The 12,731-nt window shown below is 60.6% G+C and carries 13 protein-coding genes; 3 read left to right on the plus strand and 10 right to left on the minus strand.

Features of this window, described 5'->3' with window-relative positions; all coding sequences use genetic code 11:
* Positions 1-58: 58 nt before the first annotated feature.
* The 9 genes from recX to uxuA all read right to left on the minus strand — a co-directional run bounded on the left by recX (position 59) and on the right by uxuA (position 8,194).
* Positions 59-595 carry a recombination regulator RecX gene (gene recX, locus EX00_RS12545; protein WP_047458003.1) on the minus strand — a complete coding sequence of 179 codons (537 nt, stop codon included), beginning with the start codon at positions 593-595 and terminating at the stop codon, positions 59-61.
* 132 nt (positions 596-727) lie between these two features.
* Positions 728-1,405: a GntR family transcriptional regulator gene (locus EX00_RS12550; RefSeq protein WP_047458006.1), complete on the minus strand. Its 678-nt coding sequence runs from the start codon at positions 1,403-1,405 to the stop codon at positions 728-730.
* 4 nt (positions 1,406-1,409) lie between these two features.
* Complete coding sequence (locus EX00_RS12555) at positions 1,410-2,159, minus strand: amino acid ABC transporter ATP-binding protein (RefSeq protein ID WP_047458008.1); 750 nt, start codon at positions 2,157-2,159, stop codon at positions 1,410-1,412.
* Positions 2,156-2,833: an amino acid ABC transporter permease gene (locus EX00_RS12560; protein WP_047458011.1), complete on the minus strand. Its 678-nt coding sequence runs from the start codon at positions 2,831-2,833 to the stop codon at positions 2,156-2,158. Before EX00_RS12560 ends, EX00_RS12555 begins: the two co-directional genes overlap by 4 nt.
* Positions 2,830-3,504 carry an amino acid ABC transporter permease gene (locus tag EX00_RS12565; RefSeq protein ID WP_047458014.1) on the minus strand — a complete coding sequence of 225 codons (675 nt, stop codon included), beginning with the start codon at positions 3,502-3,504 and terminating at the stop codon, positions 2,830-2,832. Before EX00_RS12565 ends, EX00_RS12560 begins: the two co-directional genes overlap by 4 nt.
* Positions 3,505-3,564: 60 nt before the next feature.
* Positions 3,565-4,374 (minus strand): transporter substrate-binding domain-containing protein, encoded by an 810-nt coding sequence (locus EX00_RS12570; protein WP_047458017.1) that lies wholly within the window; start codon positions 4,372-4,374, stop codon positions 3,565-3,567.
* Between the two features lie 59 nt (positions 4,375-4,433).
* Positions 4,434-5,456, minus strand: coding sequence for a Zn-dependent oxidoreductase (locus EX00_RS12575; RefSeq protein ID WP_047458019.1), 1,023 nt, complete (start codon positions 5,454-5,456; stop codon positions 4,434-4,436).
* Between the two features lie 132 nt (positions 5,457-5,588).
* Entirely contained in the window at positions 5,589-6,998 is a 1,410-nt protein-coding gene (locus tag EX00_RS12580; protein WP_047458022.1) for a mannitol dehydrogenase family protein, read from the minus strand.
* Positions 6,995-8,194 carry a mannonate dehydratase gene (uxuA, locus tag EX00_RS12585; protein ID WP_047458024.1) on the minus strand — a complete coding sequence of 400 codons (1,200 nt, stop codon included), beginning with the start codon at positions 8,192-8,194 and terminating at the stop codon, positions 6,995-6,997. Before uxuA ends, EX00_RS12580 begins: the two co-directional genes overlap by 4 nt.
* A gap of 154 nt (positions 8,195-8,348) precedes the next feature.
* On the opposite strand from uxuA, the gene EX00_RS12590 reads away from it, so the two are divergent.
* Together EX00_RS12590 and EX00_RS12595 are read left to right on the plus strand one after the other, a co-directional pair.
* Positions 8,349-9,053: a GntR family transcriptional regulator gene (locus EX00_RS12590; protein WP_047458026.1), complete on the plus strand. Its 705-nt coding sequence runs from the start codon at positions 8,349-8,351 to the stop codon at positions 9,051-9,053.
* A gap of 225 nt (positions 9,054-9,278) precedes the next feature.
* The gene (locus tag EX00_RS12595; protein WP_047458027.1) at positions 9,279-10,310 is read left to right on the plus strand and encodes an aldo/keto reductase; all 1,032 of its coding nucleotides are present in this window, start codon (positions 9,279-9,281) and stop codon (positions 10,308-10,310) included.
* A 91-nt stretch (positions 10,311-10,401) separates the two neighbouring features.
* Here the strand turns inward: EX00_RS12595 and EX00_RS12600 are convergent, their stop codons facing one another.
* Positions 10,402-11,067 carry a GntR family transcriptional regulator gene (locus tag EX00_RS12600; RefSeq protein ID WP_047458029.1) on the minus strand — a complete coding sequence of 222 codons (666 nt, stop codon included), beginning with the start codon at positions 11,065-11,067 and terminating at the stop codon, positions 10,402-10,404.
* Positions 11,068-11,253: 186 nt separating this feature from the next.
* Between EX00_RS12600 and EX00_RS12605 the strand changes: the two genes are divergently transcribed.
* Positions 11,254-12,678, plus strand: coding sequence for a M20 family metallopeptidase (locus EX00_RS12605; protein WP_047458031.1), 1,425 nt, complete (start codon positions 11,254-11,256; stop codon positions 12,676-12,678).
* The last annotated feature ends 53 nt before the right edge of the window (positions 12,679-12,731 follow it).

Here is a 12,731-nt window from a genome sequence, read left to right on the forward strand (position 1 = left end):
ATGCTTCGAGGCGGCGAACCTAACCGGCATGGGCTTCACGTTCAATGAGTGTCAGCACTCAGGAAACAGACGAGGAGCTCAGCACTTCTTCCGCCTCCTCCAGGCTCATGCCGAAAACCGTCTTGCCGATTCCGAAACTGAATCCGTTGCGAGCGAAGGCCGACAATTCCTTCGCCTTCCGCTTCTCATCGAGATCGCCGCGACGGAATGGCCCGAAGCCGCGCTTTCGGGCGAAGATCACGGCAGCGCGCGCATCGTCCGCTCCGTCCAACGCCGCGACGACGGTTTCGCTGTCTATCCCTTTCGAGGCAAGCTTGAAGGCAATGGCTCTTTTCGATTTGCCGGAGCGGACAGCAGAGCGCGTGCTGATCTCGGCATAGGTGACATCGTTGAGCGCATTCTGGTCGTAGGCGAACTTGACCGCGTAATCGGCGACGGCCTTGATCTGCTCGACGCTGATGTCTTCGAACTTCTGTTTCGCCTTTTTGGTGATCGCATCGAACAACTGCTTCTCGGTCATCATCTTGCGTTCAAGACGATAGATCGTCGAGTTGCGTGCCCAGGACAGCATTCGAGGTGTTGGCGTTTGGTCCATGGCGGGCAAAAGCGTTCGGAGATCAGGAAACGAAGATTCGGGATGAAACGTTTTCTACGTCACGCCCCCAACTTGCGCAATCAATCCCTGACGTCAGGCACGTCGCCTCTGGCGCAAACGGAACTCCGGGCGCTACTCCGCGAAGAAATCCGCATTGTCGGCGGCGATGCGCTCGATAGCGGCAAAAGCGGTGCGCAGATGCGCCTGCATCACCTCGGTCGCGCCTTCGGGATCGCCCGCGACCACGCAATTGACCAGATCCTCATGCTGGCGAAAGATCATCTCCAGCCAATCGATCCGTTCGAGGGAAAGATAGCGAAGACGGTCCAGCGAGACCTTTGCCGAGGCAATCATGCCCCAGACATGCGGATGGCCGGCGATCTCCATCAGTGCGCGATGCATCGACTCGTCCGACAGGAAGAAGCCGATATGATCGCCCTTGCCGATTAGCCGGCGCTGATCCTCCAAAAACCGGTGCAGCCGTGCTTCCTTGTCTGTAACGGACGATGTGGCGGCTTCGGCGACGGCACTGCATTCCAGCATTTCGCGCACGAACTGCGCATCACGAACCGCACTGATCTCGATGGGCGCGACATAAGTGCCCACTTGCGGCACCACCAGCAGAAAACCTGCGTCAGCAAGCCTTTGAAACACTTGGCGAACCGGCGTTCGGCTCAACCCTACCTCGTCGGCAATCTTCGTTTCCGAAATCGCTGCTCCCGGTCTGAGCTCACCGGTCAGGATGCGCATGTAGAGGACGTCGTAGAGGTCCTTGATGCTCATGCGGGGGCGGATTGGAGATACGGTCATCGGTTCAATGCGCCTCTGCTGTGATGGTGCTCAGGAAGCGCCGCGCCCGTTCGCTGCCCGGATTGGCGATCAGCGCGCGAGGCTCCCGGTCTTCCACGATCTTGCCTTCATCCATGAAAATCATTCGCGTGCCGACATCCGCGGCGAAGCGGATTTCATGCGTGACGACTAGCATTGTGCGGCCCTCGCGAGCAAGATCGCGCATGACGCCGAGCACTTCACCCACGGTCTCCGGGTCGAGCGCCGAGGTCGGCTCGTCGAAGAGCAGGATGTGCGGCTCGGCACAGAGCGCCCGCGCGATCGCCACACGCTGCTGCTCACCGCCCGACATCTGCGCCGGATAGGCGTTCATCCGGTGAGACAGACGCACCCGCTCGAACAGGGCTTTTGCCCGGGCCTCGACCGTCTTTCGGTCCTGCTTGTGCACGACGACCGAGGCGAGCACGACATTTTCCAGAGCCGTCAGATGCGGATAGAGATTGAAGTGCTGAAAGATCATGCCGATCCGGCGGCGAACAGCCGTTATTGCCCCGCGCTCATGCGCCAGAACCGGCTTGCCTTCGAAGCGGAGTTCCCCGCCCTGGATATCCTCAAGGCCGTTGACACAGCGCAGCAGTGTCGATTTGCCTGTGCCGGAGGGGCCGATAAAGCAGACGATCTCACCCGGCTGCACCTGCATCGAAATACCGTCGAGAATGGTGCGCTTTCCGAACCGCTTCACCACGCCGTCAAATTCCAGGACTGCCTGTGTCATTGTCCGCCTCCCGCGAGCAAGGGCTTCGTTCCGACGTTGTAGCGCCGCTCAAGCACGCCTCCCGCCAACGAAATTCCATAGTTGATGAGGAAATAAAGGACGCCGAGCATCAATAGCGGCGCGAAGCCTCCGCCGGTACTTTCGCGCACCAGAAGACCGGTCTTGGTCAATTCGACATAACCGATGATCGAGGCAAGCGAGGATTCCTTCAGCGTCGTGACATAGACGCCAACCGAAGGCGGCAGCACGACGCGCAGCGCCTGCGGGCCGACGACATGCCGCATCGTCTGGCCAAAGGTCATGCCGGACGATTGCGCCGCTTCCCATTGCCCGCGCCCGACGCTTTCGATGCCGGCGCGCATGACTTCCGACATCGTGGCGGTCGCGTGAAGCGCCAGCGCAAGGGTCGCCGCCGTGAAGGTCGAGATATCGATGCCAAACATGACCGGTAGGCCGAAATAGGCGAAGAACAGCACGATCAGGATCGGGATGGACCGGAAGAATTCGACAAAGAGCAGCGCCAGCACGCGCAGCGGCAGCCAGCGAGATGTTCGCGCCAGCGCCACGAGACCTCCCGCAATAGCGCCAATCATCAGCGCCAGCCATGACAGCCAGATCGTGAGCGCGGCCGCCTTCAGGAACAATGGCAGATAAGAAAACAGGTCGTGGTTCATCGGCGCGCACCATTATCCCTGAAGAGCATCCAGCCAATCGCGAGGCGAATGAGGTTTACCGTCTGGCAAAGAACCAGATAGACGGCCGCCGCCACCAAGAAGGTCTCGAAGAAGCGGAAGGAGGTGGAGCCGACCGTCTGCATCCACGAGGCCACATCCTCGACGGCAACCGCCGAAGCCAACGAGGACGCCAGAATGACCGCGATGACCTGATTGCCGAGGGGCGCATAGATGACGCGAAAAACCTGCGGCAGAATGATGTGCCGATAGGTCTGCACGGGGTTGAACCCTTGTGCCCGCGCTGCTTCGAACTGGCCATGCGCGATGGCGACGAGCCCGGCGCGGATGATCTCGGCCATATAGCCGGCGCTGTTCAGCGTCAGCCCGATCAAGGCAGCGGCAAAGGAGGAGAAGCGCAATCCCATGGCGGGAAGCGCGAAATAGACAATGTAGAGAATGACGAGAAGCGGCGTGTTCCGCATGACCTCGATATAGGCGACCGCGACAAAGCGCGTGAGCCGGCTCTGGCTCCGGCGCATGATCGCCAGTCCACAGCCGATGGCAACGCTGAGGACGATCGCCAGAATCGACAGGTATAGCGTCGTATAAGCGGCATCCCAGAGCAGCGGCAGATATTCGCGGATGCTGCGAAACTGGAGCGTATAATGCATGGACCTCTCCGCCTGATCTCGTCGCGGGGTGATGGAGCGGCCGAAGCCGCCCCAGCCGGATCAGTATTGCGCCTGTAGCGACGGCTGATCGAAGCCGAACCACTTGTTGAACAGAGCCTTGTTGTCGCCGGAAGCGTTGAACTGATCGACGAACAGGTTGACGACCCGCAGCCAATCAGCGTCGCCCGCCGGGACACCGATGGCGATCTCGGCGCGCGCAAGCGAACCGTCGACCTGGCGAAGCTTACCCTGGTTGTCGCTGATGGCCTTGCGATTGTAGAAATCATCTTCCGCCATGGCGTCGACCTGCCCGGACAACAGAGCGCTGAGTTCATCGGCCTGCGTATTGAAGCGGACGATCTGGGCGTTTGGCAGATGGGCCGGCACAGCGCGCTCCGCCGTACCGCCGCGCGAAATGGCAACGCGGATCTTGGCGGCATTGGCCTCTTCGATCGTCTTGTAGGGCGCGCTTTCCGGCACCAGCAGCCGCATATTGGTCACCACATAGGGGTCCGAAAAGGCAACCGATGTGGAGCGCTCGACGTTGCGGGTGAAGTCAGCGATCGTCACGTCGACCTTGCCGGTCTGCAGCGAGGTCACGCGGCTCGGAATATCGGTGACCACAAATTCCGGATCGACCTTTAAGGCCGCCGCCAGCTTCTTCGCTATATCGATGTCATAGCCAACAGGCACGCCGTCGGCACCGACCGTCGAATAGGGCGGCAGGCTGCCGAGCACGGCAACGCGAAGCTTGCCGTTGGACAGAACCGACTGAAGAACAGTGCCGGATTCGGCGGAGGCCGGCATGGAAATGGCCGCGGCGATGGCAAGACCACCGAGAAGACCGAGAAATGCGCGTTTCAAGAACATGGATATACCCTCCCAAGGTAACAAGAATGAATGCTTCCGCCGCACGAATGCGGTGACGGTTATGCGTCAAAGGCGAGCTGGACTTTGAGCGTCTTCTCTGGGTGCCGTTCGATAAGGTCAAAGGCAGCCGCGGCATCGGCGGCGGCAAAAGTCTGCGTGATCATGGCGGCCGGCTTCAGCGCGCCGCTTTCCAGCCAGCTGACCACCTCCGGAATGAAGCGGCGGTTGAGGCGCGAGCCGACGAGGCTCAGCTCCTTGCGGACGATTTCCTGCTGACTGACGTTGCAAGGGGCAGACGAAAACCCAAGCAGCCCGATCCTGCCCGCCGGCGCCGCCACGCGGCAGGCTTCCTCCAGCAGCGCTGGGATGCCGGCGCCGTCGATAACGACCGAAGGACCGAGCCCATCCAGTTCGCCGGCGACCATGTCCGCAACGGACGTCTCCAGCGAGTTGAACACAACGTCAGCGCCGAATTCGCGGGCACGCTCGAGACGCTGATCATCAATGTCGGCGATGATGCAGCGCGCGCCCTTCATCTTGGCGACCTGCAACACGGTCAAACCGACCGTGCCCGCGCCATAGATCAAGACCACATCCTCCGGGCCACAGCCGGTGCGCGACAGCACGTTGGCGGCAACCGCCAGCGGCTCGGCAAGGGCGGCGATATCCAATCCGAGAGACGGCGAAACCTTTACCGCATTCTCCTCCGGCATCACGGCGATTGACCGGAAGCCGCCGTCACGGTGCACACCGATCACCTGCAGATTGGCGCAGACATTCGAGCGACCGATACGGCAAGGATGACATTTTCCGCAGGAGATGACCGGATCGGCGACGACGCGGTCACCGATCGCCAGGCGCGAAACGCCAGCGCCGATCGCCTCTACCGTGCCGGCAAACTCATGACCGATGATGCGGGGATAGACGACGAAAGGGTTCGAACCGTGCAGGATATGTATGTCGGACCCGCAGATGCCGGCTCTGACAACCCGGATCGACACTTCGCCCGGCGCCAGTTCGGCAGAAGAATTACCGTCCTCCAGCGCCAGCCGATGAGGTGCGCGCACTGCTATCGCAACCATGTATCCTCCCTGCTCCACCAACGAACCGACCTCTAAATGGACCGTCAAAATGAAGCTTGCATACTTGTATCCAAGAATACAGGAAGGTGCAAGATCAATTTTGCAAGAGATGACCAACCAGCACGTTCGCTGTCATTGAAGCGATTTCAGCAATGAATTGACCTGCTCTCTCCAAGCCCTGTTTGCTTGAAGCTCGCTGGGGAAAAGTCCCGGGATGGCGAAGAAGGGGGCCGTTTCGTCGCCTGCCGCCATTTCCTCGGCCGCTGCTTTCAGCAGCTCCTTGGCACGCGGATCGTCGACGGTCTCAGCCTGCTTGAGATAAGCGATCCAAACCGCTGTCGCAAAAGCGAATTCGGCGGAATCGCCCCCTGCAGAAAGGGCATCGACCGCAGGCTGGAAGAGGCGCTGCGGCAGCTTTTGCGACCCATCCATGGCGATCTGCTGCGTGCGATGGTCGATCGCCGGATTGGCGAAGCGCTCCAGCAGCTGATCCATATAGTGGGCAAGATCGATGCCGGGCACCTGATCGAGGGTGCGAATCGCCGCCTGCATATGCCGGCGGACAAGCGCAACATTCTCCGGCACGGCCATGACGTCGCGGACGAATTCAAGCTTCTGCAATTGCCCGAGATAGGCGATCAGCGAATGCGAACCGTTCAGCAGCCGCAGCTTCATCTTCTCGTAGGGTTCGACATTCTCAACGAAGAGCGCGCCACCCGCTTCCCACGCGGGACGATCTCCAACGAAATCATCCTCGATCACCCACTGCGAGAAGGTTTCGGCTTCGATCGACAGCCTGTCTTCCACGCCCAGCAGTTTTTCGGCTCGAGCGCGCGTTTCTGCTGTTGCAGCCGGGACGATGCGGTCCACCATGCTGCAGGGAAAGGACACGGTCTCGGATATCCATTCCGCCAGACCCGGATCGCGCGCCGCTGCCATCTCGATCACGAGACGCCGGACGATGCGGCCATTGCTCGGCAGATTGTCACAGCAAAGAACAGTGAAAGGTGGCAGGCCAGCAGCTCTCCGGCGGGAGAGCCCTTCCGTCAGATAACCAACGACACCTGTCGGGCTGATCGGAGATTTCAGATCATGTGCGATGGCAGGATGGGCGTGGTCAAGCCCACCATTAACGGGGTCGATGCCATAAGCCTTTTCGCTGACGGTCAGCGTGACGATCTGAGTAGCCGGATCGGCAAGCCTCGCAAGAACCGCCTCCCCGTCCTCGTTGGCTGCAAGCGCCTCGACAATCGAGCCAACCACCCGAACGCTGTCGCCCGAGCGATCACGCGCGACGACGCTATAAAGGCAATCCTGTGCCCGCATATCCTGGGCGATCTGCGTCGAGCGCAGGCTAACGCCGACAATGCCCCAGTTTCCAAACACATGCGCCATCGCCGCGTCGGTATAGACCGCTTGATGCGCGCGATGAAAAGCACCGAGGCCAATGTGAACGATCCCAGGCTTCAGCGTCTGCCTATTATAGGCGGGAGATTCAGTCAGATCATGCAGTTGCGTCCGGCTGCTCAAGCGTTCCATCAGCGTGTCAATCCATATTGGGGATGAGACAGGGCACGCTCGATGCCGCGCAACTCCGCGAGACCTTTCAATCGGCCGATAGCGGGATAGCCCGGCTGCGCCGCGCGCGCCACATCGTCCAGAATTTCCTGCCCATGGTCGGGCCGCATGAAGATCGTATGATCCGCGCGCCCTTCGACCTTGCGCCGCCGCTCCTCCGAAAGGATAGCGGCGATCACCGCGACCATATCGGCATTGCCCTCGAGGTGTTCATCCTCGAAGAAGGAACCGGGCTGCGATACCATCTCGCGGCGGACATTGCGCAGATGGACGAAATGAATGCGCGAGGCCAGCCGGGAGATCATTGCCGGCAGATCATTGTCCCCTCGCGCGCCAAGCGACCCCGTACAGAAGGTGACGCCATTGGCCGGGCTATCGACCGCCTTCAATATGTGGCCGTAATCCGCCTCAGTCGAAAGAATACGCGGTAGGCCGAGAAGCGGCCACGGCGGATCGTCTCCATGGGCGCAAAGCCGCATGCCCAGCTTTTCGGCAACCGGCACCACCTCGGACAGGAAATCGACCAGATGACCACGAAGGCGCTCGGCATCGATCGTGCCGTAACGCGCAAGTTCCGTGCGCAGCTCCGCCAGCGTGTAGGCTTCCGCCTGTCCGGGAAGGCCTGCGCCGATGCTGCGGGAAAGAACGAGACGCCGTTCCTCCGGCATCTCGGCAAAGCGCCGCGCGGCCGCCTCGACCAATTCGGCAAAATAATCGCCGGCCGCATCCGACCGTTGAAGGAGATGCAGATCGAAGGCGATGAAATCAACAAGGTCGAAACGCATGGCCTTGGCGCCGCTCGGCGTCGGCCAGTGCAGATCCGTGCGAGTCCAGTCGAGCACAGGCATGAAATTGTAGCAGACCGTCGAGATCCCGGCTTCAGCCAGACGGTGCAGTGTGTCTGCCCACGCCTTCACATGCACTTTCCAGTCGCCGGACATAGTCTTGATGCTTTCGGAGATGGGAATGCTCTCGACCAGCTCCCATTCCAATCCACCTTGGCGGACCTCTTCCTGCCGCTTGCGGATTTCCTCCAGCGGCCAGGCAACACCGGTCGGGATATGATGGAGAGAGCTGACGATACCGTCCGCGCCGGCCTGAACCGCGTCCTTGACGCTGACCTTGTCGATCGGCCCAAACCATCTCCACGTATGTCTCATCCCGACTTCCTTTGAAAACCAACGCCACCAGATCCGGCGATATTCGCTCTCGATTCAAATACACTACCATGGTAATATGTCAATTAAGCAGGGAGGGAGTGAGCGTATCCGTGCACATGTGATAGAAGCACTCTGCCCGTATCGGAGAACAGTCTTGGCCCTGACCGAAAAACAATCAACAACTCTGCTCGCGATCGATCCGAAGTTGCCAATGGCGCCGCAGATCTATGGCAGCATTCGCCAGTCGATCCTCGATCTCCGCCTCACGCCCAAGCAGGCCTTGAGCGAAAAGGAGCTGGCCCTCATGCTCGGCGTCAGCCGCACGCCGGTTCGCGAAGCGCTGATCAAGCTCTCCGAGGACGGGCTCGTCGATATCTTTCCCCAACGCGGCACATTCGTCGCGCCTATCCGCGTTGCGGAAGTTCTGGAAGCGCAATTCATTCGCGAGGCGCTGGAGGTCTCTGTCGTCGGACGCGTCGCCGAGATATCCGATCCCACCATCATCGCCCGCCTGCAGGAGAGCTTGGCGCGGCAGAAGCGCGCGGTCGACAATGGTGATCTGGATGGGTTCCTGGCCGAGGACGAGAACTTCCATTTCATCCTGTCGGCTTCCGTCAATCTGACGCGGGCCTGGAAAGTCATCCAGAATGTCAAAGGCCAGCTCGACCGTGTGCGCGTTCTGAGCCTGCCGGAGCCCGGCCACCTGGCCGAACTCTACGAGCAGCATCTGGCGATCGTCAGCGCCATCGAATCTGGCAACTCGGCGGCAGCGAAGAAGCACATGACCAAGCATCTCCAGCAGGTCTTCCGTACCATTGACAAGCTGCTGGCGCAGAGGCCCGAGATCTTCTTCGATTGATCGCTAGTGCGACAAAAACGTCGCGACGTCAGCTCGAAATCTGCTTGGTCATGGCGGTATGATTGACTATTGTTGCCGGACGGCCCTCACGCGGAGGCGTTGAGCGCCGTACATCATTCGACGGCGGAGGCCGTCTCAAGCACGACATCGCTATAGATCACGGAGCTCCGGCTCTGCCGACCGTTTTGCGGATCGGATGCAGGCGCTCCATCAGAGGAGGCAGGAATGGATTATCGCAAGCTCGGCCCCAGCGGGGCTATCGTCACGGCCTATTGCCTTGGCACAATGACCTTCGGCGCGGAGGCGGACGAAGCGGCATCCCACAGATTGCTGGACGATTATTTTGCCTGGGGCGGTAACTTCATTGACACCGCCGATGTCTACAGCGCCGGCAAGTCGGAGGAGATCATCGGACGTTGGCTGAAGGCCCGGCCCAACGAAGCACGGCAGGCCGTCATCGCCACCAAGGGGCGCTTTCCGATGGGCAACGGCCCGAACGATATCGGCCTGTCACGCCGGCATCTCAATCAGGCATTGAACGACTCGTTGCGTCGGCTCGACGTCGAGCATATCGACCTTTACCAGATGCATGCCTGGGATGCGCTGACCCCGATCGAGGAGACGCTGCGCTTTCTCGACGATGCCGTTTCCGCCGGCAAGATCGGCTATTACGGCTTCTCCAACTATGTCGGCTGGCACATTGCCAAGGCCGTTGAGATCGCCAAGGCGCGCGGCTATACGCGGCCGGTCACGCTGCAGCCGCAATATAATCTGCTCGTTCGCGATATTGAACTTGAGATCGTTGGGGCCTGCCAGGATGCCGGCATGGGCCTGCTGCCATGGTCACCCCTCGGCGGCGGCTGGCTGACCGGCAAGTACAAGCGTGACGACACACCGACCGGCGCCACTCGTCTCGGCGAGAACCCCAATCGCGGCAGTGAGTCCTATGCGGCGCGCAACGCGCAGGACCGGACCTGGGCGATCATCACCACGGTCGAGGAGATCGCCAAGGCGCGCGGCGTCAGCATGGCGCAAGTGGCTCTGGCCTGGACAGCAGCGCGGCCAGCCGTGACCTCCGTTATCCTCGGCGCCCGCACGCCGGAACAACTCGCCGACAACCTCGGCGCAGCAAAGCTGACACTGTCGGAGGCCGAAACTGACAGGCTGAACGAGATCAGCGCACCGCAACCGGCGGACTATCCCTATGGCACTGGCGGCGCCAACCAGCGGCACCGTAAGATTGAAGGCGGCCGATAAGACAGGATCTGGCGGCGGTATGCAGGTAGCCTCGCCACCGCCAGCCCATCCGTGGGCATGATGAGACAGCTTTACTTTGCTGTGATCCTTTTCAATTCGAAGAGGTCGAACCCCAGGACTGGCGGATATGAACCACCGTCAGTCGCTTCAGTTCTTCAACGTCACCCTTCTCGATGGCATCGATCATCAAATGGTGCTCCCGGCCGGATTGGTCGACGCGGGCGCGGGTGCGCCATTGCGAGACCGGGGCGGAAGACGTGCGCTGCCGGATCTCGGCGACAAGATCGACCAATTCATTGTTGCCGCCAAGCGTCAGCAACTCACGATGAAATGCGAGATTGGCTTCATAGAGTTCGAGCATGGTACCGAGGAGGATCATTTCGTCGAAGCGCTTGGCAAGAGCGCGCAATTTCAAAATGCTGTCAGGCGATGCATTCGCAACGATCTGGTCGGCGATTGCCGTCTCCAGAATCACGCGGATATCGCTGACTTCGACCGCACGCCGGCCATCCTGCTCATAGACATGATAACCCCGGTTGGGCACATGCTCGACAAGCCGCTTCTGTGCCAGCCGGTCCAGGGCGCGGCGCACTTCCGGTCTGGTGCATCCATAGCGCCGTTCGAGATCGATCTGCTTGAGCCATGTGCCTGGAGGCAGCAATCCGCCGAGAATATCCTGGAGAATCTGATCGGTGACATCGCGGGACGTCTCGCCTTCGATAGCCGCTTCATCACTCTTCAAATCGACATCGTTCATCGCGACTCCTCTGCCACTATGCAATCGATATCACGTTGCCACTGACTTCTGTAGCCGGCTGCGTCTAGCGCACCGGCTGGCTTCTGATGAAAATTTATCCATGCCGATATATTGCGCAGAATTTTTTTGTATCCTAAATTGGCGCCAATTTTGGTAACTCTATAATTCGGGCTCAGTCGAAACACCATGAAAAATTCATCAGAAATTTGGGATGTGGTCGAAGCAAAGCGCCAGGCGTTCTTCGATCTTAGCGATCGCATCTGGGGCATTCCCGAGACCAATTATGAGGAGTTCCGCTCTGCGGCCGAGCACGAGCGGCTTCTCGAACAGGAAGGCTTTCGTGTTCACCGCAATATCGCCGGTCTACCGACGGCCGTCATGGGCGAAGCAGGCGAAGGCGGCCCGGTGATTGCCATTCTCGGCGAATTCGACGCCCTGCCCGGCCTTAGCCAGGAAGCGGGAATTGCCGAAGAGCGCCCGATCGTCGCCGGCGGCAACGGGCATGGGTGCGGCCACAATCTGCTCGGCTCAGGATCGATGCTGGCCGCAGCAGCCGTCAAGGATTACCTGGCTGCCAACGGCCTGAAAGGACGGGTCCGCTACTACGGCTGCCCGGCGGAAGAAGGCGGCTCGTCCAAGGGCTTCATGGTGCGCGCCGGCGTCTTTGATGATGTCGACATCGCCATTTCCTGGCATCCGGCAGCCTTTGCCGGCGTCAACAATCCGATCTCGCTGGCCTGCAACGAGATCAATTTTCATTTCTCCGGCCGTGCGTCGCATGCCTCGGCAACGCCTCATCTTGGCCGCAGCGCACTCGACGCGGTCGAGTTGATGAATGTCGGCGTCAATTACATGCGCGAGCACATGCCCTCGACGGCGCGTGTCCACTATGCCGTCACCGACACCGGTGGCAATGCACCGAATGTGGTGCAGGCGCGCGCGACCGTTCGCTATCTGGTGCGGGCGCGCACGCTTCCGGAATTGCTGACCCTTGTCGCACGGGTCAAAAAGGTCGCCGAGGGCGCGGCCCTGATGACGGAGACCACCGTGCGCAGCGAGATTATCAGCGGCGACGCCAATCTGGTCGGCAACACGCCGCTGGAAGAGCTGATGTTTGCCAATCTCGAAAGGCTCGGACCGCCGGCCTATGACAGCACGGACGAGGAAACCGCTCGCAAATTCCAGGAGACCTTCAGCACGGAGGATATCGCCGCTTCCTATGGCCGCTTTGGCCTGAAGCCGAAGAAAGGCCAGGGGCTTTGCGATCTCGTCTTCCCGCTAGGTGCCGGCGACGGGACGCTGGTCGGCTCCACGGACGTCGGCACGGTAAGCTGGGTCGTGCCCACCGTACAGATGCGCGGCGCCACTTATGCCATCGGCACACCAGGCCATTCCTGGCAACTGGTCGCGCAAGGAAAGCTTCCCGCCGCCCATAAGGGAATGGAGCATGCGGCCAAGATCATGGCGAGCACGGCACTCGATCTCCTCCTTGACCCCGCCCGCATCGAGGCGGCCAAGGCGGATCACAAGGCTCGCCTCGAGGACACACCCTTCGTCAACCCGATCCCCGACGACGTGAAGCCGCCTTTGCCGGAGAATAGCCATGGTTGATGCCGTGGCCCCGTCGACAAACGAGATCATGAGCATGTCGCCGTACGGTGACT

This window comes from Martinezella rhizogenes (assembly GCF_000799715.1).
Lineage (GTDB): Bacteria > Pseudomonadota > Alphaproteobacteria > Rhizobiales > Rhizobiaceae > Rhizobium > Rhizobium rhizogenes_C.